Genomic DNA, 25,724 nt, shown 5'->3' on the forward strand with positions numbered 1-25,724 from the left:
ACCCGGCCGACAGGCGGCCCACATCTGACCGGTGGATGTTCACCGGGCGTATGGTCGCAATGCAGTTGATCGTTCCCTTGGACAGGAGATCAGCGTGAGCGCCGCCGAAGCAGTCAGGGTGGGCACCGGGATCGCCTTCGTCGTGATGCCGCTGGTGTTCGTGTTCGCGTTCGCGACGCATCCTGACCTGCTTCGGCCGAAGGTGCTGGGCCCGGAGCAGCTGATCGATCGATCGCGAGGCAGGCGCCTTCTGCACGCCGGCCACGGCCTTGTCACCATCAACACTGCACTGATGATCGTCGTTGCGATGCACCTCGGGGGACTCGTGTCGCGTGAGGGCGCCGGGTGGGCGGGCCTGGTCGGCACTGTGCTGGCCGTGCTTGGCACCGTGGCGCTTGCTGCCGACAAGGGCGCCCTGTGTCTGACGATGAGCGCTCTCGACGGCCTCAGCGATGAGGAGTTTGCGGCCGCGAGGCCTGCCCTCTCAGCGATCTTCGCGAAGAAGGGTTGGCTGTGGCTGCTGTGGGGCATTGTCCTGATCCCCATCGGGTTCGCTGTGCTGGCCATCGCGGCGCTTGCCACCGGAGCAACCTCCACGTGGGTGGCCGTGCTGCTGCTCGTGGGGGTGCTCCTCATCGGATTCCCTGACGGCGCCGAGATCGTCAACCTCAGCGCGGCCGTCATCATGGCCGCGGGCCTGGTGCCGTTCGGTCTGGAGATGATCGTCGAGTAGGCCGACGATCTCACCCGGAAGAGCCCCTTGACGAAGGCCTGAGCCGACTGGGTGAGCCGGGGGTAGGCCGCGCGCCGTGGGTGCGGAGCGCAGCGTCTCAGCGGACGGCACGGTGCAGAGCGATGGCCACCAACGTCGCAAGCACGCCTGCGGCGACCGCCCCAGCTGGTACGCCGCCACTGGCCCGCCGGGTGAGGAATCCGCGGTTGGCCTGGCTGGAGAGCACGGAGCCGTTGCTCTGGTGGGACAGGGCCGAGCCAGTGCTTTGGAATGACAGCAGCGCCGCGGCCGACATCGCCGACCCGATCGACCCAGCCGACGCGAAGGAGCCGACGCTCGCGAACGACGCGACAGAGGCAGCGCTGCCAATCGAGAGGACCGAATCCTGAGAGCAGACCGACAGGACCGAGTTCTCTGACCAGAGGGACCACACGCCGAGCAGCGTAACCCGCCGGACGCACCCATTCATCTGCCGTGTTCCCGCGGTCGAGAAGGTGCGTCCTGCCGCGCACCGCCTCGTCACCCATACCGAGAGCCACCCTTGACAAGAATTCTTGTCAAGGGCAGGGTGGCGATGTGCAGGACGTCGAGGTCATCGAGAGCGCGGAGGCAGCCGCCGCCGCGCTGGATCCGGTCCGGGCCCGGCTGCTCGGCGAGCTGGCCCGACCGGCCTCCGCCGCCGGGCTCGCCGCCCGAGTCGGCATCGCGCGCCAGAAGGTCAACTACCACCTCAAGGCGCTCGAGGCGCACGGCCTGGTGGAGCTGTCCGGAGAACGCCGGCACGGGGGCATCACCGAGCGGGTACTGCAGGCGTCGGCGGCGTCCTACGTCGTGTCGCCGGCGGCCCTCAGCGCGTCCGCGGCGGACCCGGACGCCAACGCCGACCACCTGTCGGCGGGCTACCTCGTCGCACTAGCCGGCCGGCTGGTGCGCGAGGTCGGCGCCCTGGCGCGCCGGGCCTCCGCGTCCGGCAAGCGCCTGCCGACGCTGACCATCGACACGCAGATCGGCTTCCGGTCGGCCTCCGACCGGGCTGCCTTCGCCGACGACCTCACCGCCGCGGTGCTCGATCTGGCCGCTCGCTACCACCACGACGACGGGCGCCCGCACCGGCTCCTCGTCGCCGCCCACCCACTTCCTGAGGAGAGCGCATGAGCAGGACTCCGAACGTCCCGTACCGCCTGGAGTTCAGCGTCGAGGTCCCGGGCACCCCGGAGCAGGTCTGGCAGGCCATCGCCACCGCCAAGGGCATGAGTGCCTGGTTCGCGCCGACCGAGATGGAGGAGCGCGAGGGCGGCTCCCTGCGCTTCACCATGGGCCCGGAGATGGGCTCGGACGGCCAGGTCACCGCATGGGAGCCACCGCGCCGCCTCGTTTACGAGGAGGACTGGGCCGCCCTCATGGGTAAGGACCCCGATGCGCTGAGCCCGCTGACGTCGGAGTTCCTCGTCGAGGCACAGTCCGGCGGCACCTGCGTCGTGCGCGTCACCAGCAGCGGCTTCGGGACCGGCGACGCCTGGGAGTCGGAGTTCTGGGACACCATGGGCCCCGGCTGGATGCCGTTCTTCGACAACCTGCGCGTCTACCTGTCGTACTTCCCCGGCCAGGAGGCCGCACACATGGAGGCCGCCGCTTCCCACCCCGGCGACGCGGACGCGCTCTGGTCAACACTGCACGACGCGCTCGGGCTGGGCGACGAGGGCGCGACGGTCGAGGTGCGCGGCGCCACCGGCACGGTCGAGCGCGTCGGTGAGCGGCAGACGCTGGTCCGGCTCACCGCACCGGTGCCCGGAATGCTCAGCGTCTTCACGTGGGACGAGGGCGACGGCAAGGCGACGGCAGGCGTACGGGCGTACCTGTTCTCCGCCGCCGCCGCGGACTACGTGCGGCGCGAGAAGCCGGCCTGGCAGACCTGGCTGCAGAGAATCTCCGTCCCGGCCTGATCTTCGCCGTGACCGAGGGCGGCCCTGTCGACCCAGGTACAGTGATGTCACGCGCGGCTGCTGGGGACGCTGATGAGGGTCTGCTGGCCCGCGGCGACGAGCTTGCGTTCGTCGCCGTTGACGGAGAACACGTCGAGCCGGCACACGGTCAGGGTGCGGCCGGACTTGAGGACCGTGCCGACTGCTTCGAGGTAGTCGCCGGTGGCGGGGGCGAGCAGGTTCAGCGTGTACCCGACGGTGAGTACTTCCGAGGTCGGTGGCATCAGCGTGAGGGCGGCGTAACCGCCGGCGCTGTCGGCGATGGCGCTGGTCGCGCCGGCGTGGACGTAGCCGTGCTGCTGGGAGACCTCGGGGCGGCGCTCCAGGGCGACGTGCACCCGACCGGGTTCGACCAGGGTGAGCCGCGCTGCAAGGAGTCGCATCAGACCCTGGCTTTCGAAGCTGGCACGTACGCGTGCGGCCATCGCCGGATCACCGGCCACGACGCCCGCCGGGGTGGTGATCTGCTCTTCCGGCGTGTCCTCGTTCATGGACGTCTCCTATCGGTGCTGGCGCGTAGCGAGGGCTCAGGTGAGGACCGGCTCGATCACCTCCGTCCTGACGCTGGCGCTCAGCACCTGGGCGGCAATCGGTGGGCCTCTACTTCAGGCGGTGGCCCGGGGGCGGCGGCGCACCGGTCGGCGGATGACGGAGCCGGGCTTCGAGGCGAGGAGCGGGTCGAAGTCGTCGGTGATCGGCGTCAGGCGTGCCTCGTCCACGAACACGGCGCCGTCGCGCACCTCTTGGAAGAGATCGCGGCCGAGTACGGCGCCTGCGGTGCCCATGCCGCCGTAGATCGTGGCGTTGATGCCGAACATGTACTCCGTGCTGCCCCCGGCGAGGAACAGGCCCGGGATGTGAGTGGTCACCCGCGGCCGGAACGGGCCGAGGTTCTTCAGCAGCGGGGCGATGCCGTAGCAGGAGCCCCCGGTACTGAGAGTGAAGCGCTCCTGGGTGATCGGGGTGGACGCTTCACAGAAGACCATCCGCTTACGGATGTCCGGGATCAGCAGCTCGGCGGTGTCGAGCACGCGCTGGGTGAGCTCCTCCTTGAGCTGACGGTAACTCTCGTCGCGGCCGTAGCCGGCACCGTCCGCGGGGCTGGTCTCGACGTTCCAGAACGCATGCTCCTTGGGCGCCCAGCTCACGAGCTCGAGCGTCGAGTAGCCGGCGGGCGCCGAGTGGGTCCCCTCGGGGTCCTTGGCCGTGGGGCAGCTGACGCCCACCGGCATCCGCTCGGGACAGCGACCGGCGGCGACCTCGCGGTAGTAGCCGTCGACGTCGTTGGTCGGCCACACCCAGGCGAGCGGGGGAGTGCCTCGTTCGCGCAGGTCGACGTCGAGCGCGACGTACACCGCGAACATCGGCAGCGTCATCTCCAGGTCCTTCAGCCTCCGCCGCAGCCGCCGGGTCAGGTGCTCGTCGCCGACCAGCTCCGCCCAGGTCTTCTTGAAGTCGGCCGCCGAGACGACGACCTCGGCCCGGATCTCCTCGCCACCGCGGAGGCGGACGCCGACGGCCCGCCCGTCCTCGATCAGGATCTGCTCGACCCTGGCCTTGGTGCGGACCTGACCGCCGTGCGTCTGGATGACGTCGGTGAGGTGAGCGCCGATCACCTGGCCGCCGCCGCGGGGGTAGTAGGCACCGGCCTGGAGGTAGTGGTGGAGGAAGCCCGCGTGCATGGCGGTAGGCGTCCGGTGCGGGGGCCACGTGTAGTCCCCGTTCTCCGCAAGGATCACCGCCTGGGCGTCAGCGCTGAGGCCGCACGCGGCCATCAGTGTCGTGACAGGCCGCACCCCCCAGCGCAGCAGTGCGAACGGGCGCAGGAGCGGCCGTTCGCCGGCAGCGATGGTGCGCATGATCCTGACGCAGCGACGAAGCCCCGCCTCCTCCTCGGGGAACGCCGCGACCAAGCGGTCGAGGTAGGTGTCCCAGCCGGTCGGCGTCTGGAACGTCGTGCCCGGGATCATGATCTGGCAGTGGCCCTCAGGGCGCTGGCGCAGCCACTTGATGCGCTCGGTCAGGGCCAGCCCGGAGAGCGCGGTCTGCATCCGGCCCCCGGGGCCGCACTCGCCGACGTAGTGGGTGCCGACGTCGAACTCGAACTTGTTGCCGGCGCGGCGGAAGACCTGGGTGCTGCCGCCAACCACCTGGTTGGCCTCCAGCACCAGCACCCTCGTGCCGTTGGCCGCGAGGTACGCCCCGCAGGTCAGGCCGCCCGGGCCCGCCCCCACTACCACGGCGTCCCAGGTTTCCTGGCCGGCCTCCGGGGCCATGGTCAGGGGCATCGTGGTCTGCGTCATGGGCCATCGCTTTCACAAGGGAGGAATCTGGAGAGGGGTCCAGTAAACCCGCGATCCGCTCGGGACACCTCACCAGGTGCCACGACGGTACGCGGTGTGACGTGGCCGCCTTCGCGGGGGACGGACGCGGGTACGGCGGAAAGGCCAAGGCCAGCCGTGGCCGATGCGGTAGCCGGCTCGAGGACGGGCCCAGGGAGGGCAGCGGGGCAACGACTCTGACTCCAGCGCGGCCGGCTCACAGCCCCACACCAGCTCTTCGGACAAGCCACTTCCCGGACCCGCCACCACCGATCCGAAACCCCGCACCCGGTGCTTCTTGACGCAGAGGGCAGCCATGTCCGGTAGCTGGCCGTCAGCCATGGTTGGTGAGGAAGTCGCGGACGATGTCGTTGAACGCCCGCGGCGCCTCGAGGTTGCTGGCATGTCCGCAGTGAGGGATCACTGTCAGGACCGCTCCTGGAATCCTGCGCTCGAACTCGTGGGCCACCGCCAAGGGAGACCGAACGTCCAGAGCGCCCCATATGAGCTGCGTCGGCACTGCGATCGTCGGCAGGACGGAGGTGAGGTCGGCTTCCGCCATCGCAGTCAGGGAGGCCAATATGCTCCGGCGCCTCACGTCCGCCGCCATCGCCCTCAGCAGCGGCACGGACTGTGTGGGCGGGGCACCCGCGAAGAGCCCGGGCAGGGTCGGGTCGTCCCCTTCGTCCGGCTCAGCGAGCGCGGCCCGCACGCCGGCGAAGCGCGCCTCGGCCTCCTCACCACCCAGAGACCCGCGCCAGCCGGCGTATCCGTCCGCCAGCACCATCCCGCGGACGACTTCAGGGTGTCGCCGATACAGCTCGAGGATGACGGTGGTGCCCCATGACAGTCCGACGACAGGCGCCGGCGAGATCTCGAGGGCACGGATCATCCCGGCGAGGCAGTCGGCGTAGCCGGACAGGCCAAACTCTGCGGGTACGTCGTCGGAACCGCCGGCGCCGGGCTCGTCCCAGGCGATCACTGAGAACTCGTCGGAGAGTGCCTCGATCTGAGGTGTCCAGGTGCGGCTGTCCTCAGCGCCACCATGCACGAACATCACTGATTGACCGTGACCGGCACGGCGGTACGCGAGCCGCAGGCCGTGCACGTCGACGGTGTCCACGGCTTCGACGGTATCCCGGGCACGACCGCGGCGCATGTGGTTCGGATCGTCGAGGAGGCCGGGAAGCCCATCGCGCAAGTAGCGCGTGACCTCGGTGTGAACGGGGGACGCTGGGCAACTGGGTGAATGGTGCACGCGAGGCGGGCTGTGGGACAACAACGTTGCACATTTGACAACACTGTGGCTAGGTTCGAGGTCGAGAAGCGCACGACTCGACGCGAAGGATCGGTGATGGTGACGAAGCAGCAGGGCTCGGACCGAGCGGCGCGGGCGCGTCTCGTCGCGTCTCCCGGCGGCCTGGACGCCGCCCTGGAGAACGGTGAGCTGCCGGCCCGGGTGGACGTCACCCTGTCCGAGGCGCTGGTCCTGGGACTGCTCCGCCAGGGCGTGCGGCGGTACGTCGTCGTGCTGGGGCACGGGTCCACCGAGCTCGGCGAGGTGCTGCGGGTCTACGAGGAGGCCGGGGCGGTGCGGACCCACTCGGTCCGCCACGAGGTGGAGGCGGCCCACGCCGCCACCGCGTTGCGCTGGGTGACCGGCGAGAAGGCCGCGGTGGTCACCTCCATCGGGCCGGGCGCCCTCCAGGCCCTCTCGGGCTCGTTGACAGCCAGCAGCAACGGGGTCGGGGTCTACCACATCTACGGGGACGAGACCACCGAGGACGAGGGCCCCAACATGCAGCAGATCCCCCGTCCCGAGCAGGGCCTGTTCCTCCGGCTCGCCTCGGTCATGGGGCCCGCCTACTCGCTGCACACCCCCGCGGCGCTCCCGACGGCGCTGCGTCGGTGCCTGAATGCCGTGGACCACCCGTACCGGGCGTCGCCGTTCTTCCTGCTGCTCCCGCTCAACACCCAGCCGCAGGTCATCCGCGGGCTCAACCTCCGGGAGCTCCCGAGCGGCGCTCCTCCCCGGCTCGGTGCGGCTGCGGGGGACCATGGCGCCGTGGCCCGCCGGCTGCTCGACGCGGAGCGGGTCGTGATCAAGGTCGGCGGCGGCGCGTTGGGCTGCCGGGCGGAGCTCGAGGCGCTCGCCGACCTGGTGGACGGGGTCTTCGTGATGTCGCCGGTGAGCCTCGGCTACGTGCCGTCGAGCCACCCCCGCCAGATGATGGTCGGCGGATCCAAGGGGTCGCTCAGCGGCAACTACGCCATGGACCATGCCGACCTCCTCCTCGCGGTCGGCACGAGGGCGGTGTGCCAGGCGGACTGCTCGCGCACCGGCTATCCCCAGGTGCGCCACGTCGTGAACGTCAACGCCGACCTCGACGCGGCCACGCACTACAACGACACGACGGCCCTGGTGGGGGATGCCCGGGCCACGCTGCGGCAGCTCGTCGAGGCGGTCCAGCAGGAGCTCGAGGCGCGAGAGAAGACCCCGGTTGCCGGGTCACCCTGGCTCCGCGAGTGCAGGGCACGGCGCCGTGAGTGGGAGGCCGTGAAGGAGGCACGCCTGGCCCGGCCCGCTGTCTTCGACCCGGTCTGGGGGCGCGAGGTCCTCACCCAGCCGGCGGCGGTGCGCACGGTCGCGCGCTGGGCCCGCCGGGTCGGAGCGGTCACCTTCTTCGACGCCGGCGATGTCCAGGCGGTGGGCTTCCAGATGTCGGAGCAGGAGACTCCGGAGGAGTCCTTCACCGACGGCGGTGCCAGCTACATGGGCTTCGCGTCCAGTGCGGTGCTGGCGACCGGGATGAGCGACGCCGACTGGTACGGCGTCGCCGTCACCGGGGACGGGTCGTTCACGATGAACCCACAGGTCCTCATCGACGGTGTCGCGCACGGAGCCCAAGGCTGTGTGGTGGTGCTGGACAACCGCCGGATGGCCGCGATCTCGAGCCTGCAGATCGCGCAGTACGGCGCCGACCACGCGACGTGGGACGGCGTACCGGTCGACTACGTGGCCTGGGCCGGCGCCGTCAAGGGAGTCAGCGCCCACCACGGCGGCTACACCGTCGACTCGCTGACCGAAGCCCTCGACATGGCCCGAGCGCAGGGGGGCCTTGCGTTGATTCACGTCCCGGTCTACTTCGGCGAGGACGAGGCGGGGGGACTGCCGTCGTACGGACGGTGGAACGTCGGTAACTGGGTCGAGGACACCCAAGCACGCCGCCACGAGATCGGACTGTGACATGACGACAAGCCAGGTCGGGGACCAGGACCGCAGCGAGCTGCTGCCCCGCACCGCGATGTTCATCGACGGCGAATGGTGCGCGGCGTCGGACGGCCGGACGCGCAGCGTGGACAACCCCGCCACCGAGGCGACGCTCGCATCGGTTCCGCTCGCCACCGCAGCCGACCTCGATCGAGCGCTGGCGGCCGCTGCCGACGGATTCGCCCGGTGGCGCAGGGCCTCCGCGTGGGAGCGGTCGGACGTGCTCAGGCGGATGGCCTTCGCCATCCGCGAGCAGGCGGACCGGTTCGCCCTCGTCATGACCCTCGAGCAGGGCAAACCCGTAGCGCAGGCGAGGGGCGAGGTGCTCGCGTCGGCCGACCAGTTCGACTGGTACGCCGACGAGGCTCGTCGCATCTACGGGCGGACCGTCGACGGGCACAGGACGGACACCCGGATCCTCGTCCGCCGGGAGCCGGTCGGTCCCGTCGCCGCCTTCGCGCCCTGGAACTTCCCCTCGCTGCTGTCCGCGCGCAAGATCGCGCCGGCCGTGGCCGCCGGCTGCTCGGTGGTGGTGATGGCGCCCATCGAGGCGCCGTTCAGCACCTTGCTGTTCGCCGAGGTCGCCGAACAGGTCGGACTCCCTGCCGGTGTGCTGAACATCGTCACGGGCGAGCCGCCGGCGGTCTCCCGGCACCTGATCGAGTCACCGGTCATCCGTAAGGTCAGCCTCACCGGCTCGGTTCCGGTCGGCGTCGAGCTGGCCAAGCTCGCCGCCACGGGCATGAAGACGGTTTCGATGGAGCTCGGCGGCCACGCGCCCGTGCTCGTCTTCCCCGACGCCGACGTCCGCAGGGCGGCGACTGTGGCGGCGCTGGGGAAGTTCCGCAACGCCGGTCAGGTCTGCATCGCCGCCAGTCGCTTCATCGTCCACGAGTCGGTCAGCGAGGAGTTCACGGAGGTCTTCGTCGAGGCGACCCGCAAGCTCCGGGTCGGCGACGGCCGGGCCGACGGCGTCGACGTCGGGCCGTTGAGCACCGCGGGACGACGCGCCGCCGTCCAGGAGCTCGTCGAGGACGCCGTCGGTCGCGGTGCCACCGTCCGCTTCGGCGGGTCGGCCCCCGAGGAGTTCCAGGTGGGCTACTTCTTCACGCCGACCGTGCTCACCGACGTTGAGCCCGACATGCGGGTGATGAACGAGGAACCGTTCGGTCCGATCGCGCCGATCACCACCTTCGTCGGCTTCGACGAGGCGATCGCGCTCGGCAACGCCACGCCGTACGGGCTCGGAGGCTTCGTGTTCACCGAGGACCTCACCACCGCCTTCCGCGCCTCCGAGGAGCTCGAGGTGGGGATGGTCGGGGTCAACCACCTCACCATCGCCACCGCGGAGGCCCCGTTCGGCGGCGTCAAAGTCTCCGGCTACGGCAGGGAGGGTGGCACCGAGGGCATCGACAGCTACACGGTCACGAAGTACACGAGCATGCTGCTCGGGGAGCGCCCATGAGCGGCGAGAGCCGCGGGGTCGACCGCGGACTCACCTCCTACGGCGACGAGGGGTTCAGCCGGTTCCTCCGGCGGGCCTTCCTGGCCTCGGCCGGCCTGGACGACACCGACCTCGACCGGCCGGTCGTGGGGATCGCCGACACGAGCAGCGACTACACCACCTGCCACCGGGAGATGCCCCAGCTCGTCGAGGCCGTCAAGCGGGGGGTCCTCGAGGCGGGGGGACTGCCCTTCGTGTTCCCGACGATGTCGCTGCCCGAGATCCTGGTGTCGCCGACGTCCATGCTGTTCCGCAACCTCATGGCGATGGAGACCGAGGAGCTGGTCACCGCCCAGCCGATGGACGCCGTCGTGCTGCTGGGCGGGTGCGACAAGACCGTCCCCGCCCAGATGATGGCGGCGGTCTCCGCGGACGTCCCGGCCGTGCAGCTGGTCACCGGACCGATGCTGACCAGCTCGTGGCGCGGCCAGCGACTCGGCGCCTGCACCGACTGCCGTGGCATGTGGGCCCGGCACCGCGCCGGGGAGCTCGACGAGAGCGAGATCGTGGACGTCCGCTCCGCGCTCGCCACCACCGGCGGGACGTGCATGGTGATGGGGACCGCGTCGACCATGGCCTGCCTGGCGGAGGCCATGGGGCTGAGCCCGGCGGGGAGCGCCACTGCCCCTGCGGCGAGCGGAGACCGGCTCCGCTCCGGCACGGTCGCCGGTCGGGTCGCGGTAGCCGCGGCTGCGGGGGAGCGTCGCCCTTCCCGGATCGTCACCCGCGCCGGGATCACGAACGCCGCAGCAGTGCTCGTCGCGCTCGGCGGGTCCACCAACGCCGTCATCCACCTGCTCGCCGTCGCCCGGCGCGCCGGCGTGGACTTCACCCTCGACCACTTCGACGCGATCGCCTCCCGGGTGCCACTGCTGGTGGACTGCAAGCCCTCCGGCTCGGGCTACCTGGAGGACCTGCACCGGGCCGGTGGCGTGCCCGTGCTGATGAGGACCATGGGCGACCTGCTGGACCTCGACGCGCCGGTGGTGGAGGGCGGCACCCTGGGCGACCGTCTGGCCGACGTCGCTCCTGCGGCGAAGTGGCAGACGGTGATCCGGAGCCTGGAGACCCCCCTGGGGCCGCCGCGGGCCCTGGCGGTGCTGCGCGGGAACCTGGCCCCCGACGGCGCGGTGATCAAGCTGTCCGCGGCCACCCCCGAGCTGACCCGGCACGAGGGCCCGGCCGTGGTCTTCGAGTCGGCGGAGGACGTAGCTCGTCGCGTCGACGACCCCGAGCTGCCGGTCACGGCCGATTCGGTGCTGGTGCTGCGCAACGCCGGCCCGGTTGGCTCGGGGATGCCCGAGGCCGGATCGTTCCCCATCCCGCGCAAGCTGGCCCAGGCCGGAGTCCGTGACATGGTCCGGGTGTCGGACGCCCGGATGAGTGGGACGTCGTACGGGACCGTCGTCCTCCACGTCGCACCCGAAGCGGCTGTGGGAGGGCCTCTGGCGCTGGTCGAGGACGGGGACCTGATCCGGCTGGACGCCGCGGCCGGTGAGCTGACGCTCCTGGTCCCGTCCGAGGAGCTGGAGCGCCGGCGGGCCCGCTGGTCCCCGCCGCCACGCCCAGCGCGGGGGTGGCGGCGGCTGCACGCCGAGCACGTGCTGCAGGCGTCCGAGGGTGCCGACTTCGACACGCTGGTCCCGGCACGTGCGGAGGTGGACCGGACGATGGCCGGCGAGGAGGCGGCGCCGTGACCCCGCAGGACACTCCCGGACCACACGAGCACGCGAACGACAAGAAGGTCGTGACGCGGGGGCGCGCAGCGGGCGCACTCGCCTCGGGTCTGGACATCCTGGAGCTGTTGGCCAAGGAGACCGACGGGCTCGGTGCGACCGCTGTGGCGCGTGCCCTGGGGTTGGACAAGGGCAACGCGCATCGGCTCCTCCGCATGCTCGAGGAGCGTGGGTACGTCGAGCAGGACCCCGCCACCAAGGCCTTCCGTGCCTCGGCGCAGCTGGTGTCGCTGGTCGGGAGCCTGCTGCGCAGCATGGACCTCGTGTCGGTCGCCCGGCCCGTGATGCGGCAGCTCTCCGACGAGACCGGCGAGGCGGTCCACCTGGCGCGCCGTACCCGCACCGGAGGTGTCTACGTCGCCCAGGAGCGGCAGAAGGGCGGGATCGTCACCGTCGAGACGGAGATCGGTGCGCAGCCCGTCATCCACGCGACCGCGACCGGGAAGGCCTTGTACTGCCTGGCCACCGACGCGGAGGTGCGCCGGGTCGTGCGCGAGCCGCTGCAGGCCTTCACCGCCAGGACGGTCACCAGCGTCGAGGAGCTCCTCGACGACCTGCGCAGTGTCCGCGAGCGCGGGTACGCCGTCGACGATGAGGAGCTCAACCTCGACGTCCGATGCGTGGCCGCACCCATCTTCGACCTCTACGGAATGCCCGTGGCCAGCATCGGCCTCTCGGGGCCGGCGGCACGCATCGCCCTCTCGCGGGTCGGCGATCTCGGGAACCAGGTCCGAGCCGCCGCTGAGCGGATCACGAGGGAAGGGGGTGGGCACCTCCCCGGCACGTTCGGTGCCTCCCCAGCATCCTCGGCAGCGAGACGCTGACCGACGAGCCGAACGACCTCAAGACCAAGCCGTGGGCCGAACGCGCGGCCACCGAGCTGCGGGCCTCGGGTGAGAAGCTCCGGCGCCACGACGGCGCTGCCCGTGAGTCCGTCTTGACCCCCAGGAACGGCAGGTCGCCCAGATGGTGAAGAAGGCATGTCGAACAAGGAGGTCGCCGCTCAGCTCTTCGTCTGCCGCGGCGACTGCCAGTCAGTCCGGCGGACACGGATCCGGCCATCATGCGGGCCACCGGTCCGCTCGGTGGGTCGACGGGTCGGATCAGTGAGTGGTTGCGGTGGCGGTCTGCGCCGCCCGCGGGCGAGCGGGCAGTTGAGGGTGGAGCACGAAGGGGGCGGTGACGATGGTGCCGTCGGCGAGCTCGAACTGCGCCCAGAGGCGGTGCGCGCCGGGCCGGTCGAACCGGACATGCAGGTCCAGGTCGGGCCCGAAGCGGGTGCCAGGAAGGGCCAGGACGGGCCGGCCTGAGCTGTCGAACGTCTCGGCGTGCCGGTGGGCGAAGGTCGAGCCGTCGGCAGCCATCACGACCACGTGGCCGGCCGCCCCGAGGTAGGGCTGGAGGTCGGTGACCGGGCCGGTGTTCTGGCCGGAGGCGTCGATGTGGGTGACGGTCAGGACGAGGTCGCTGGTGGCGCCCACGGTTGCGTGGCCGGTGAGCCGGATGCGGACACCGTGGTCCGTCCAGGAACGGACATCGCGGGCGGGCACGGGCGCTGCGGCCGGCTGACGGCCGGCGACGGTGACGGTGTGGGTGTCGAGGACGTCGCCCATCTGCCCGTTGCGTCGGAACTCGCTGTGAACCAGGTACTCACCGGGGGTCGGGAACTCCGCCTGGACCGTGAACACGCCGGGGGTGCCGGTCGGCTGCGGGTGGAGGTGGGCGAACGTGCCGAGGTCGGCACGGGTGATGATCAGGTGCATCCACACCTGGTGGGTGCGAACGAGGTCGTCGACGAGGTCGCCGGTATCGGCGTCGCGGACCTCCACGGTCATCCGGGTGGGCTGCCCGGGGTCAATCGCTGCGGGAGCGATGAGGTGCACGCTGACGCCGGCTTCGGATGGGGTGACCGGGGCGATGTCGGCTTCTTCCATGACGCTCATCGCAGGGCGCATCGGCATGCCCATGCCCTCGCTCCAGGACAGGACGCCGTTCATTCCGCGCTCGGCCTGGTCGGTGCGGCTGGCCCAGGTGAACACCGTGCCCAAGGCCAGTGCGACTACGGCGACCGCGACCAGGTGGGCGGAGTCGGCGACCCGGGTGCGCAGCGGACGGTGGGTGATGTCGTGGGCCGTGGCCGGCGCCCGGAAACGGCGCAGCCGCAGAGCATTGGTGACCACGCTGACCGAGCTCATCGCCATCGCGGCGGAGGCGAGGACGGGGTCAAGCAGCAGGTCGTGCCACCAGTACAGGACGCCGGCGGCGACGGGGATGAGGAGCACGTTGTAGGCGAACGCCCAGGCGAGCCCTTGCTTGATGGTGCTCACGGTGCGGCGCGACAGGGCGATGGCGTTGACGATGCCGTGCAGGCTGCCGCCGACGAGGGTGATGTCGGAGGCGGCGATGGCGACGTCGGTGCCGGTGCCGATGGCGATGCCGAGGTCGGCCTTGGCCAGGGCGGGGGCGTCGTTGATGCCGTCGCCGACCATCGCGACGACGAGTCCGTCGGCCTGGAGAGCGGCGATGCGGTCTACTTTTCCGGCCGGGAGGACCTCGGCGATGACGTGGTCGATGCCGACCTCGGCCGCCACGCTCGCGGCGGTGGCGGCGTTGTCGCCGGTCACCATCCAGATCTGCAGACCGAGGGCCCTCAGCTGGGCGACCGCCTCGGCTGCGTCCGGCCTGACCGTGTCAGCGACGGTGACCAGGCCGGTGAGGGCGCCGTCGACCGCGATGTACATCGGGGTACCGCCGGCCGCGGCGGCCCGGGCAGCGTCCCCGGCGAGACGGACGGTGTCGATGCCGAGAGTCGCCATGTGGGTCTGGTTCCCGACTGCGACCGCGTGTTCGTCCACCGTGCCAGTGATGCCGTGTCCGGGGTGGGCGGCGAAGTCTGTGACCGGCGGCAGGGTCAGGCCGCGGTTGCGTGCAGCGGTGACGACGGCCTCGCCGACCGGGTGCTCGCTGCCGACCTCGGCGGCAGCGACGAGGGCCAGCAGCTCGTCGGGGTCGAGGCCGGAGCCGACGAGGGTCTGGACATGCTCGAGGGTTGGTCGGCCGTAGGTGATGGTGCCGGTCTTGTCCAAGACCACGGCCGTCACCTTGCGGGCGGTCTCCAGTGCCGTGCCGTCGCTGATGAGGATGCCGAGCTCGGCGGCCTTGCCCGTGCCGACCATGACGGCGGTCGGCGTGGCCAGGCCCAAGGCGCAGGGGCAGGCGATGATGAGGACCGCGACCGTGGTTCCGATGGCCAGGACGAGCCGGTCGGTGTCCGGGCCGAACGTCATCCAGCCGATGAACGTGGCCAGGGCGGCGAGAAGGACAGCGGGCACGAACCAGGCGGAGACATGGTCGGCCAGCCGCTGCATCGGGGCCTGGGAGCCCTGGGCTTCCTCGACCAGGCGGATGATCTGGGCCAGGGTGCTGTCGGCGCCCACGGCGTCGGCGCGAACGACGAGGGTGCCGGTGCGGTTCACGGTGGCACCGATGACCTGGTCGCCGGGTCGCTTGTCGACCGGGGCGGACTCGCCGGTGAGCATCGACTCGTCGACCGAGGATGAGCCGTTCACGACGGTGCCGTCGACGGGGAGGTTCTCGCCGGGCCGGACGCGGACGAGGTCGCCGACGGCAACCCGCTCGAGGGGAACGTCGACCTCGATGGTGCGGTCCGGGCCGTCGCGAAGGACGCGGGCCTTGGTGGGTGCCAGGCCGACGAGGGTCCTGATGGAGGCGGCGGTCCGCTTCTTGGCCTTGAGCTCGAGCCAGCGACCCATGAGGACCAGGGCGACCACGATCAGGGCGGTCTCGAAGTACAGGTGGATGGGCAGACCCCAGGACTGGGCTTGGGCGGGCCAGAGGGTGACGAAGGCGCTGTAGCAGTAGGCGACACCGGTGCCGAGGGCGACGAGGGTGTCCATGGTGGTGGCCCGGTGCTTCGCTGCGTCCCAGGCCCGCCGGTAGATATCGGCCCCGGCCCACAACTGGACGCTGGTGGCGATGACGAAGATGACCGGCATCAGCCAGTCCATGGTGTCGATGTACAGGGGCAGGTACATGACCCCCATGAGCGCCAGGCCAGTGGTCAGAGCAACCTGCCAGCGACGCTCGAGGTGAGTGATCTCGGCGTCGCGGCGGGCGTCGAGCTCGTCGAAGGGCGAGGGCTCGACGGTGCCGTCCCCGCTGCTACCGCCCGGGACAGTCTGGTCGGAGGCGGGGTTGGTGCGTGGGGTCGCGGTGTACCCGGACCCTGCAACCGCGGCTGTAAGCGAGTCCAGGGAGGTGGCGGCGGGGTCGTAGGAGACGGTGGCGGTTTCGTTGGCGAGGTTGACCGAGGCCGCGACCACACCCTCGACGCGGGTGAGCGTCTTCTCGACCCGCCGCACGCAGGAGGCGCAGGTCATGCCGCCGATGTTGAGGCTGGTCTCGACACACTCAGTGTCGTGGGTCGGGCTGGGGGTGGTGGTCGCGGTCATCTCGGTTCCTCTGTCGCGTGGAGGTGCGTGGTCTGTTGATGGGCTTGCTGGTCAGGTGGCGAGCTCGTAGCCGGCCTCGTCGATGGCGGCGGCCATCTCGGCGGGGGTGATCTCGCGGTGGCTGGCCACGGTGACGCGGCCGGCGGCCAGGTCCACGGCTACATCGGTGACGTCGGCGATGGCGCCGACTTCCTCCTTGACGGCCGCCGCGCAATGGCCGCAGGTCATTCCGGTGACCTGGTACGTCTGCTGGAAGATGGACATCTGGTTCTCCTCGGTGCTGGTGCGTTGGCTGGTTGGCTGGGTTCAGCCTCGGCGCTGGGGTCGCCGGGTCGCGCCGGCGAAATCGCCGGGATGGGACACCGCGACCCGGGGACCACGGGGGGACCGTCACGTGGCGATGACGATGCGTCCTTGCGCCCGCTGCCCCTTCGCCAGCGCGTCACAGGGATGGCGACCGGGTGACATCCCGGCCATTTCGCCGGCGCGGCCTGGGCGCAGCCGTTCGTAGCGTCAGGGACGCCATCACCCGGCATCCGACCCTCTTCACCAGGAGCAGCATCCATGTCAGCCGCCACCGATCCCACCGCCCGCCGGCCCACACCTGAGACGCCCGGCTGCACGCCGCTCGACGCGCTCGTTATCGGGGCCGGCCAGGCGGGCCTTGCCGTCGGCTATCACCTGGCCAGGACCGGCATGCGGTTCCTCCTGGTCGACGCCGCGCCAGAGGTCGGGCACAGCTGGGCCACACGATGGGACTCGCTCCGCCTGTTCACTCCCGCCGAGTACTCCGCCCTGCCTGGGATGGCATTCCCCGCCCCGCCCGGCACCTACCCGGACAAGGACCAGGTCGCCGACTACCTGAAGGCGTACGCCAACCAGTTCGACCTCCCTGTCATGCCCAACACACGCGTCGAGCACGTCGACGCGCACGGTGGGGTCTTCCGGGTGGCCACGAGCCAGGGCACCCTGTGGGCCCGCCAGGTCATCGTGGCCACCGGACCGTTCCAGAAGCCCGGCATCCCTCGTGTGGCGTCCGGGCTCGCACCCGAGGTCATGCAGCTGCACAGCTCGGCGTACCGGAACCCCGCCGGCCTGCCCTGCTCGGACGCGGGGAAGGTCCTCGTCGTCGGGGCCGGGAACTCAGGGCTCCAGATTGCCCTCGAGGTCGCCCGCACCCACCAGGTCCACCTCGCCGTCGGGACCCGGCAGAAGGCGATTTCGCAGCGACCCCTAGGGCGTGACCTGTTCTGGTGGCTGACGAAGACCGGGGCCGTGACCCGGCCCGCGACCTCACCGATCGCCGCGTGGTTCCGCAAGCGCGGCGGCGACCTGGTCATCGGCACCACCTGGGGAGACATCGACGCCGCAGACATCCACGCCCGCCCCCGCCTCACGACCACCGACGGTCACACCGCCGGGTTCGCGGACCGGTCGCAGCTGGACGGGGTCGCTGCCGTGATCTGGGCCACCGGGTTCCGTCGCGACTACTCCTGGCTCGACGTGCCCGGCGTGTGGGACGGCCACCAGGTTACTCACCACCGCGGCGCCACCAGAGCCTCCGGCCTTTGGTTCATCGGGCTGCCCTGGCAGCACACCCGCGGCTCAGCCCTCCTGGGCTTCATCGGAGAAGACGCCGCCTGGGTCGCAGACCAAGTTGCCAGGCACGTCCGCACTCCTCCCACCCAAGGTACGCCGCTGTCACCGCACACCCACGCCCGTCCACACGTCAACCCGCGAAGAAGGAGACCAGCCATGTCCACCAACCCGACCCCCAACCCGGCCAGCGCGGGACCATCGGCCACCTCGTCGTGGGCACGATCCGCTCGGACTAGGCACGTGCGTGGTTCGGGTGGTGGTTCCGGTCGAATCGGCAGCGCGAACCACGCACCTGCGTAGTTCGCGTGAAGACCCCTCTTCCCACACAATCCGCCTTGCCGTGCCGTCTGGGCAAGGCGGAGAAGTCCTGCGCTGGCGGACCCTGTTGTGGGGCGTCTGGCAGCAGACTCCCAGGACCACCTGGAGGTCGCCGTCCTGGTTGTCCTTGACCGGCGGATGGTCAGCACGGCTACGCCGGGCTGATTCCGCAGGGGGTACGCATAGCCTTGGCCCATGGGTGCTCGGCAACCGGGCAGGACGGGGTTGGTCTTCGACCTGCTCCGCGCTTCGCGTCAAGGGGCCGCTGGGCTCGCCCGACGTCGCGCGCTACGCCTGGACGCCCTGGTTCGCACGGCCCGGACAGCGTCGCCGTTCTACGGTGAGCACTACGCGGGACTGCCGCCTCGGGTCCGGCTCGAGGAGCTGCCGCCGGTGACCAAGCCGGAGCTGATGGCCCGGTTCGACGAGTGGGTGGGCGACCCGGCAGTCACCCGGGCCGACGTCGAGCGGTTCGTCGCAGACCCGGATCGGGCCGGTGAGCCGTTCCTCGGCCGCTACTACGTGTGCTCCACCTCAGGCACCACCGGGGAGCCGGCGCTCTTCGTGCACGATCCGGCGGCAATGGCCGTCTACCGATCCTTCAGCATTCGCGCGGACCTGATGTGGCTCTCCCGGTCCGACTGGCTGTCGCTGACCCGTCGCGGGTTCCGCTGGGCCGCGGTCGTGGGAACCGGCGGTCACTTCGGTGGCGAGGCATGGATCGAGTACGAGCGGCGGCGGAGCTGGTGGCGGCGACGCACCTACCGGATCTTCTCGGTTCAGCAGCCACTCGACGCTCTGACGAAGCAGCTGGAGGAGTTCGACCCGGCGATCGTGACCAGCTATCCCAGCGCAGCGGCCCTGCTCGCCGAGCAGCAGTCGGCTGGTCGGCTCCACGTGCGACCGGCCGTGTTCGAGACCAGTGGCGAGTCCATGGCGCCACCGGTTCGGGACCTGCTCCGGGCGACGTGGGGCAGGGCCGTACGCAACGTCTACGCCACCTCCGAGTTCAACCCACTGGCGTTCGAGTGCGACCAGGGGTGGCTCCACGTCAACAGCGACTGGGCGGTACTCGAGCCGGTGGAGGCCGACCACAGCCCAACCCCGGCAGGCACGGCGTCGTACACCGTGCTGCTGACCAACCTCGCCAACAGGGTGCAGCCGATCATCCGCTACGACCTCGGCGACTCGGTTCTGGAGCGGCCGGACCCCTGCCCGTGCGGCAACGCGCTGCAGGCCGTCCGGGTGGTGGGTCGGCGTGACGACCTTCTCGTGCTCCAGACTCCGGAGGGAACAGAGGTCACCTTGATACCGCTTGCCGTCGGGTCGGTCGTCGAAGGGTCACCCGGCGTGCACCGCAGCCAGCTGATCCGAACGGGCCCCACGTCACTGCGGCTGCGGATCGAAGTGCGGCCGGGAGCCGACCCCGAGCCAACGTGGCAGCAGGTGACCGCCCGGCTGCGCGACTACCTGGACCGACAGGGACTGCCCACCACCCGCATCGAGCGCGCCACCGAACCACCCGAGCCCAGCGCTCGCAGCGGGAAGTTCCGTCAGGTGATCGCCGCGGGGCCGGGCCCCAGCACGCTCGGATCGGCACGGGGAGGCGGCTGACGGCCGGTGCGGGCGCGAACCTGGGTGTTCCCGACTACGGCACCGACGAGGAACGTTCCGCCACCACCACGGCGCCGACCGTGCCGCTCACCGTCACGACCAGCAACGTCACCAGCTGCGCCGAGCTGGGCCATCCGGTGTAGGGCGAGCCGAACGCCCAGAACAGCGACAAGCGGTTCAGCCAGTCCGGCCACCCGAACAAAGGGACCAGGTAGCTGAGCAGGTAGGACGCTCCGACCACCAGCGCCAGGGCGATCACCGCGGCGGAGCTGCGAACGACTGCAGTGACGAGTGCAGCGAGGGCGCCCAGCGCTGCGGCGAAGAGCAGAGAGGCTGACCGTGGCGAACTTGCGCCATGGCGGAGGTCCGCCACGCGCCGTGCGCCTCGCTCGGGGTGGGGTGCCGGTAGACATCCGACATGACCCTCTCGTCCCGCTCGTCGCGCCCCTTGGGCCGGCGCCGTCTCGCGCTTGCCGCCGCTGTCGTGATCCCCCTGGTGGTGGGCGTGCTCCAGCTGCCGGCCGGGGCCGTCCCGGGACGACCCCCGGTCCCGCAGGACCCCTCCGGGTCGCACCGGGTCACCCTGGTCACGGGCGACGTCGTCACGGTCACCACGGGTCCCGACGGTGCGCAGGTCGCGGACGTGGACCGTCCGGATGGCGCCGTGGGCGGGGTGCGCCTGCAGGAGCTCGACGGTGACCTGTACGTCGTTCCGGACGAGGCAGTCTCGCTGCTCGGGGCGGACAAGGTCGATCCCCGGCTCTTCAACGTCACCGACCTGATCGCGATGGGGTACGACGACAAGGCCGCGGCCACCGTACCGACGATCGCCACCTACACCCGGGCCGCGGCCCGGGCCGCGCGGGCGCCGGTGGCTCCGCGCGGCAGCCGGGTCGTGCGCGAGCTGCCGACGATCCGGGGCGCGGCGATCGCGGCCCCCAAGCGGACCGCCCGCACCTTCTGGGAGTCGGTCGCCCCCGACGCGAGCGCCACCGACCCGACCCCGTCGCTCGCCGGCGGCGTCACCCGGCTCTGGCTCGACGGCAAGGTCGTGGCCTCGCTCAAGGAGAGCGTCCCGCAGATCGGCGCCCCCGAGGCGTGGGCAGCGGGTCTCGACGGCACCGGTGCCACCGTCGCCGTGCTCGACACCGGCATCGACGACACCCACCCCGACCTCGCCACGCAGGTCGCCGACGGGGCCAGCTTCGTCCCCGGCGAGAGCGTCGACGACATCAACGGCCACGGCACCCACGTGGCGTCCACGATCGCAGGCACCGGCGCCGGGTCGGCCGGTGACTACACCGGCGTCGCGCCGGGCGCCGACCTCATCGTCGGCAAGGTGCTCGGCGGTCTCTCCGGTGAGGGCCAGGACTCCTGGGTCATCGCCGGCATGGAGTGGGCGGTCGCGCAGGGCGCCGACGTCGTGAACATGAGCCTGGGTGACACGGCCCCCTCCGACGGCAGCGACCCGATGTCGATGGCCGTCGACACGCTCTCGCTGCAGTCCGGCACGCTCTTCGTGATCGCCGCGGGCAACGCCGGCGGTGAGCTGATCTCGGCCCCGGGGGCCGCCTCCTCCGCCCTCACCGTCGGTGCCGTCGACAAGCAGGACCAGCTCGCCTGGTTCTCCAGCACCGGCCCCCTGTCCGGCACCGCGGGCCTCAAGCCGGATCTGGTCGCGCCGGGCGTCGACATCACCGCGGCCCGCTCCCAGGACATGACCGACGGCGGCACGGGGCTCTACCAGACGCTCAGCGGCACCTCCATGGCCACGCCGCACGTCGCCGGCGCGGCGGCCATCGTCGCCCAGCAGCACCCCGGCTGGACCGGCGAGCAGATCAAGGAACTGCTGATGAGCAGCGCGCTCGGGCTCGACGCAGGGGGCTACTCGCCGTACCAGGTCGGCGCAGGCCGGGTCGACGTCGCCGCCGCGGTGGAGCGCACCGTCCGGGCCACGGGCTCGCTGCTGTTCGGCAACTACGACTGGCCGCACGAGCCGACCGACGTCGCGGTCGTCAAGGACCTCACCTTCACCAACGGCGGCGACGCCGACGTCACCCTCGACCTGGCCCTGGTCGGTGGCAGCGGCGCCTTCACCCTCGGGGACGACACCGTCACCGTGCCGGCCGGCGGCAAGCAGACCGTCACCGTCACCGGCGACCCCCAGGCGGTCGGCCCCGGCCGCCACGTCGGCTACGTGGTCGGCACCGACGCCTCCACGGGCGACCCGGTCACCCGCTCCGCCCTCGGGATGGTCAAGGAGGACGAGCGCTACGACCTCACCCTCACGCTGACCGACCGCGACGGCCGGCCCGCCAGCGGCTGGGTGGGGCTGAGCCTCGCGGGCGACTCCTGGCCGTGGGCGGAGTACGTCGAGGGTGAGAGGACCCTGCGCCTGCCACCGGGCACCTACGCGGCCAGCGCCTACCTCGACGTGTCGGGCGAGGGCCCGGACCGGTCGGGTCTCGCGGTGCTGCTCGACCCGGAGACGGTGCTGGACGGACCGGCTGCGGTGACGCTGGACGCCCGTGACGCCCGGCTGCTGCAGACCGAGGCGCCGGGGATCACCGAGGACCGCCAGCGCAAGGTGGACTTCAGCGTCACCGACGACTCCGGCACCGAGTACCGCAACGCCTACGCCGTACCCGCCACCGTCGACGACGTCTACGTCTTGCCGACCGAGCCGGTGACGGGCGGCGACTTCGTGCTCACGACCCGGTGGCGCAAGGGCCGGCCGATGTTCAGCCTGGGCACGCCCGACGGCGCGACCACGTTCGACGCGATCCTCCAGGCCGGGAGCGCCATCCAGACCGGCACCGACACCGTGCCGACCGTCTACGCCGGCACCGGCTCCGCCGCGGAGTACGCCGGGCTCGACGCCGACGGTGCGATCGCCGTGGTTGAGCGGAGCGACGCGGTGACCCCGGTGGCGCGGAGCGAGGCCGCGGTCGCGGCCGGGGCCCTGGCGCTGGTCGTGGTCAACGACGGCGTCGGCGGCCTGTCGGAGTACGTCGGGGAGACCCCCATCCCGGTGGCGACCGTGCACCGCGACGCCGGCGCCGAGCTGATCGAGCTGGCCCGGACCGGGACCGAGCTCACGGCCGAGCGGGTGGCGCACACCCCGGTCATCTACGACCTGACCCGCGACTACCCGGGCTCCGTGCCGGACGAGCCGCTGGTCTACACGCCGCGCCACCGCGACCTGGCCCGGATCGCCGCGAGCTACTACGCGGTCCGACCGGGGCCCGCGTCGGGCTACCGGTACGACCTCACCCTGACGCCGTCCTTCGGCTCCGAGGAGCTGGAGCGGCACCCGAGCCGACGCGTCGAGTGGGTGACGCCCGGCCAGGTCTGGGTGGAGTCGCACACGCAGAACATCGAGGGTGCGCTGCCGTGGTCGATGATGTCCGGGGTGAACGCGTACGACGGGGCGTCCACCACGCGTCTCGACTGGTTCCGTCCGACGGTCCGCCCGGGCTTCAGCGACTCCTTCGGGGTCTACAACTCGCGCTGGCGGAACCTGATGACCTGGAACGTGCAGGTGTGGAGCTCCTTCAGCCACGTGATGCGGCTGGGCGGGTACCTGCCCTGGGGTGAGACCCCGACCCACCTGCGCGTCTTCCAGGGCGACGACAGGATCTTCGACAACCGCCTCGGCGCGGACATGCAGTGGGTCCAGGTGCCCCGAGGCGACCGTGCCTACCGGGTGGTCCTCGACGCCGCGCGGCCGGCGGGGGTCTTCCGGCTCTCGACGCGGACCCACACCCAGTGGCGGTTCAGGTCGGCCACCGTGCCCGGTGACCTCGCCAAGCCGTTCTCGGTGATGAAGCTGGACTACCGGGTCGGCACCGACCTGCGGGGAGACCTGAAGGCCGGGAAGACCCACCGGATCGCGGTGCGCCCGTCCTCGTCCGACTTCGGGAAGATACCCGGGCGGGTCACCAGCGTGACGCTCGAGGTCTCCTACAACGGGGGCGGCTCGTGGCGGAGCGTGCGGCTCACCCGCCATACGGGCGGATGGTGGGGCGGACGGTTCACCGCACCCGACCGGCGGGGCTTCGTCTCGGTCCGCGCTAGCGCCCGGACGAGCGCCGGCTACGCCATCGACCAGGAGGTCGTCCGCGCCTACGGGTTGCGATGAACCCGCTCGCCGGGCGGCGCGAGGATCGCTGCCCGGTGCCCGCGGGTGCCCCTGACCAGCAGACCGCCGCCCGTGGCGGGCTCCCGCCACCGGGGTGGATACTCGTCCCGCAGCGGCCGAGGAGCTGGAAAGAGGTGCCGATGCTGGAGGCACTGGGCATCGACCCGGGCGTGGAGCTCGTCTACCGGGCGCTGCTGGGGCGCCCGAGCGTCACCGCCGCCGTGCTGGCCGAGCAGCTCGGACGGCCGGACGAGACGATCGCGGAGGCCCTCGGTGGGCTCGTCGCGTCCGGCTTGGCCAACCGGACACCCGCCGGCGAGTACGTCGCGGCCCCGCCCGCCGTGGCGCTCGGAGCGCTGATCACTGAACGGCGCGACGGGCTGCGTGTCGCCGAGCAGGCGCTGGCCGGCCTCGCCGAGGAGCACCGCGCCACGGTGGCCGGGCACGACATCGGTGCCCTGATCGAGGTGGTGAGCGGTGTCGACCCGATCCGTCACCGGTTCCAGCAGGTGCAGCAGGCCGCCCGTACCGAGCTCCGGATGTTCGTGACGGCTCCGTTCGTGGCCGTGCCGATGGGGGAGAACACCGCAGAGACGGCCGCCATCACCCGCGGCACGCGGGTGCGCGTGCTGCTCGAGCGCTCCGTGCTCGAGGAGCCGAGCGCCACCGAGGAGATCGCCGACTCGTTGCAGACGGGCGTCGAGCTGCGCGTGGCCGACCACCTGCCGGTCAAGCTGGTGCTGGCCGATGCCGACCTCGCCCTCGTCTCGCTCGTCGCCGGGCCCGAGGGCGACCCCGGCGCCGTCCTGCTCCAGCGCAGCGGGCTGGTGGACGCGCTGGCCGCCCTGTTCGAGAGCCTGTGGCGCCAGGCCTACCCACTCGACCTCTCCAACCTCGCCGTGCCGGTGGCTGACCCGAGCGACGCGTCTGCGCCGAACGGCCTGGAGCGCCAGATCCTCGGCCTGCTGCTGGCCGGACTGAGCGACCAGGCCGTGGCGAGCCAGCTGGACCTGTCACTGCGCACGGTGCAGCGGGTGCTGCGTCGGCTCCAGGACCTCGCCGGCGTCAACTCCCGCATGCAGCTGGGCTGGTACGCCGCGCGGCACGACTGGGCCTGAGCCGTGACCGGACCGTTGGGTCCGGGTCGTTCAGGGTGTCAGCCGTGTCCGAGCAGCTCGGCCAGGCCGTGCACCTCATCGGTCAACGGTGATGGCGACCTTGCCGCGGACGTGTCCCGCCTCGAGCTGCCGTACGGCGAGCGGCGCGTCCTCGAGCGGGTAGGTGCGGTCGATGCTCGGGACGAGCCGGCCGGCCTCGATCAGGTCGGTGAGGCGGTCGTAGTCGCTGGCGCGCTCCTTGGCGGCCAGAAGGGTCAGGCGCTGCCGGACGACGATGGAGAGCAGCACGCCCCGCAGCTGCCTTCCCATGCCGAGGAGCACGCCGGCGTCCTCGCCCCCGACGAACACCGCCGTCCCCGTGGGTCGGAGGGCTCGCCGGAGCCGCGTGAGTGAGGGGTTGCCGGCGATGTCGAGCACGAGGTCGTACCGGCGGGATCCGTCTGCGAAGTCGTCGCGGGTGTAGTCGATGACGTGGTCGGCCCCGAGCGAGGTGACCAGGTCCGCCTTCGCGGTGCTGCAGACGCCGGTGACCTCGGCCCCGAATGCCTTCGCGAGCTGGACGGCGTAGCTCCCGACCCCACCGGAGGCACCGATCACCAGGACTGACTGGCCGGTCCGGACGCGACCGACGTCGACGAGTGCGCGCAGCGCGGTGGCTGCCGACACGGGGAGGACGGCAGCCTGGGTGAACGAGAGGTTGGCGGGCTTGCGGGCGAGCCGGGACTCTCGGGCCACGGCGTACTCGGCGAACGACCCTGGAGCGACGCCGTAGACCTCGTCCCCGACAGCGAACCGCGTGACTGCCGCGCCGACGGCGACGACGGTGCCGGCGACGTCGCGGCCGGGGACCGGGTTCTTCGGGCGCCTCAGGCCGAACGCGAGCCGCATGGCGTAGGGCTTGCCGGTGATCAGGTG

Annotated in this window: 19 protein-coding genes; 12 read left to right on the forward strand and 7 right to left on the reverse strand. The window is 71.5% G+C overall.

Features of this window, described 5'->3' with window-relative positions; genetic code table 11:
* The first annotated feature begins 94 nt into the window (after positions 1-94).
* The 4 genes from PLP61_RS00695 to PLP61_RS00710 all read left to right on the forward strand — a co-directional run bounded on the left by PLP61_RS00695 (position 95) and on the right by PLP61_RS00710 (position 2,676).
* Positions 95-733 (forward strand): hypothetical protein, encoded by a 639-nt coding sequence (locus PLP61_RS00695; protein ID WP_324499364.1) that lies wholly within the window; start codon positions 95-97, stop codon positions 731-733.
* A gap of 122 nt (positions 734-855) precedes the next feature.
* Positions 856-1,122 (forward strand): hypothetical protein, encoded by a 267-nt coding sequence (locus PLP61_RS00700; RefSeq protein WP_324499366.1) that lies wholly within the window; start codon positions 856-858, stop codon positions 1,120-1,122.
* Positions 1,123-1,309: 187 nt separating this feature from the next.
* On the forward strand, positions 1,310-1,888 hold the full coding sequence (locus PLP61_RS00705; protein ID WP_324499368.1) for an ArsR/SmtB family transcription factor: 579 nt from the start codon (positions 1,310-1,312) through the stop codon (positions 1,886-1,888).
* Positions 1,885-2,676, forward strand: coding sequence for an SRPBCC family protein (locus PLP61_RS00710; RefSeq protein WP_324499370.1), 792 nt, complete (start codon positions 1,885-1,887; stop codon positions 2,674-2,676). Before PLP61_RS00705 ends, PLP61_RS00710 begins: the two co-directional genes overlap by 4 nt.
* Before the next feature lie 47 nt (positions 2,677-2,723).
* Here the strand turns inward: PLP61_RS00710 and PLP61_RS00715 are convergent, their stop codons facing one another.
* The 3 genes from PLP61_RS00715 to PLP61_RS00725 all read right to left on the reverse strand — a co-directional run bounded on the left by PLP61_RS00715 (position 2,724) and on the right by PLP61_RS00725 (position 6,159).
* Positions 2,724-3,206, reverse strand: a complete 483-nt coding sequence (locus PLP61_RS00715) for a PaaI family thioesterase (RefSeq protein ID WP_324499372.1) — start codon at positions 3,204-3,206, stop codon at positions 2,724-2,726.
* A 114-nt stretch (positions 3,207-3,320) separates the two neighbouring features.
* Positions 3,321-5,018, reverse strand: a complete 1,698-nt coding sequence (locus tag PLP61_RS00720) for a phytoene desaturase family protein (RefSeq protein WP_324499374.1) — start codon at positions 5,016-5,018, stop codon at positions 3,321-3,323.
* A gap of 352 nt (positions 5,019-5,370) precedes the next feature.
* The gene (locus tag PLP61_RS00725) at positions 5,371-6,159 is read right to left on the reverse strand and encodes an alpha/beta fold hydrolase (protein ID WP_324499376.1); all 789 of its coding nucleotides are present in this window, start codon (positions 6,157-6,159) and stop codon (positions 5,371-5,373) included.
* Positions 6,160-6,390: 231 nt separating this feature from the next.
* On the opposite strand from PLP61_RS00725, the gene PLP61_RS00730 reads away from it, so the two are divergent.
* Genes PLP61_RS00730 through PLP61_RS00745 form a run of 4 tightly spaced genes read left to right on the forward strand, consistent with a single transcriptional unit; the run spans position 6,391 to position 12,371 of the window.
* On the forward strand, positions 6,391-8,283 hold the full coding sequence (locus PLP61_RS00730) for a thiamine pyrophosphate-dependent enzyme (protein ID WP_324499378.1): 1,893 nt from the start codon (positions 6,391-6,393) through the stop codon (positions 8,281-8,283).
* Position 8,284: 1 nt separating this feature from the next.
* Positions 8,285-9,772: an NAD-dependent succinate-semialdehyde dehydrogenase gene (locus PLP61_RS00735; RefSeq protein ID WP_324499380.1), complete on the forward strand. Its 1,488-nt coding sequence runs from the start codon at positions 8,285-8,287 to the stop codon at positions 9,770-9,772.
* Positions 9,769-11,508 carry a dihydroxy-acid dehydratase gene (locus tag PLP61_RS00740; RefSeq protein WP_324499382.1) on the forward strand — a complete coding sequence of 580 codons (1,740 nt, stop codon included), beginning with the start codon at positions 9,769-9,771 and terminating at the stop codon, positions 11,506-11,508. Before PLP61_RS00735 ends, PLP61_RS00740 begins: the two co-directional genes overlap by 4 nt.
* The gene (locus tag PLP61_RS00745; RefSeq protein WP_324499384.1) at positions 11,505-12,371 is read left to right on the forward strand and encodes an IclR family transcriptional regulator; all 867 of its coding nucleotides are present in this window, start codon (positions 11,505-11,507) and stop codon (positions 12,369-12,371) included. The genes PLP61_RS00740 and PLP61_RS00745 overlap by 4 nt, the downstream gene beginning before the upstream one ends.
* Before the next feature lie 279 nt (positions 12,372-12,650).
* On the opposite strand, the gene PLP61_RS00750 is transcribed toward PLP61_RS00745, so the two are convergent.
* Both PLP61_RS00750 and PLP61_RS00755 read right to left on the reverse strand, forming a co-directional pair.
* The gene (locus PLP61_RS00750) at positions 12,651-16,019 is read right to left on the reverse strand and encodes a heavy metal translocating P-type ATPase (protein WP_324499386.1); all 3,369 of its coding nucleotides are present in this window, start codon (positions 16,017-16,019) and stop codon (positions 12,651-12,653) included.
* Positions 16,020-16,070: 51 nt separating this feature from the next.
* Complete coding sequence (locus tag PLP61_RS00755; RefSeq protein WP_324499388.1) at positions 16,071-16,283, reverse strand: heavy-metal-associated domain-containing protein; 213 nt, start codon at positions 16,281-16,283, stop codon at positions 16,071-16,073.
* Positions 16,284-16,700: 417 nt separating this feature from the next.
* On the opposite strand from PLP61_RS00755, the gene PLP61_RS00760 reads away from it, so the two are divergent.
* On the forward strand, positions 16,701-17,918 hold the full coding sequence (locus PLP61_RS00760) for a flavin-containing monooxygenase (protein WP_502888912.1): 1,218 nt from the start codon (positions 16,701-16,703) through the stop codon (positions 17,916-17,918).
* A 411-nt stretch (positions 17,919-18,329) separates the two neighbouring features.
* Positions 18,330-19,550, forward strand: a complete 1,221-nt coding sequence (locus PLP61_RS00765) for a phenylacetate--CoA ligase family protein (RefSeq protein WP_324499392.1) — start codon at positions 18,330-18,332, stop codon at positions 19,548-19,550.
* 34 nt (positions 19,551-19,584) lie between these two features.
* On the opposite strand, the gene PLP61_RS00770 is transcribed toward PLP61_RS00765, so the two are convergent.
* Positions 19,585-19,809 carry a hypothetical protein gene (locus PLP61_RS00770; RefSeq protein ID WP_324499394.1) on the reverse strand — a complete coding sequence of 75 codons (225 nt, stop codon included), beginning with the start codon at positions 19,807-19,809 and terminating at the stop codon, positions 19,585-19,587.
* 159 nt (positions 19,810-19,968) lie between these two features.
* Here PLP61_RS00770 and PLP61_RS00775 point away from each other — a divergent pair, with 159 nt between their 5' ends.
* Both PLP61_RS00775 and PLP61_RS00780 read left to right on the forward strand, forming a co-directional pair.
* A complete protein-coding gene (locus tag PLP61_RS00775; RefSeq protein ID WP_324499396.1) occupies positions 19,969-23,691 on the forward strand; it encodes a S8 family peptidase in 3,723 nt (1,240 codons plus the stop codon).
* 140 nt (positions 23,692-23,831) lie between these two features.
* The gene (locus tag PLP61_RS00780; protein ID WP_324499398.1) at positions 23,832-24,809 is read left to right on the forward strand and encodes a helix-turn-helix domain-containing protein; all 978 of its coding nucleotides are present in this window, start codon (positions 23,832-23,834) and stop codon (positions 24,807-24,809) included.
* Between the two features lie 75 nt (positions 24,810-24,884).
* Here the strand turns inward: PLP61_RS00780 and PLP61_RS00785 are convergent.
* Positions 24,885-25,724: NAD(P)-dependent alcohol dehydrogenase (locus PLP61_RS00785; protein ID WP_324499400.1), on the reverse strand; the 840-nt coding region annotated here is incomplete at its 5' end.

The sequence above is a fragment of the Nocardioides sp. genome (assembly GCF_035429765.1).
In the GTDB taxonomy this organism is placed as follows: Bacteria; Actinomycetota; Actinomycetes; order Propionibacteriales; family Nocardioidaceae; genus Nocardioides.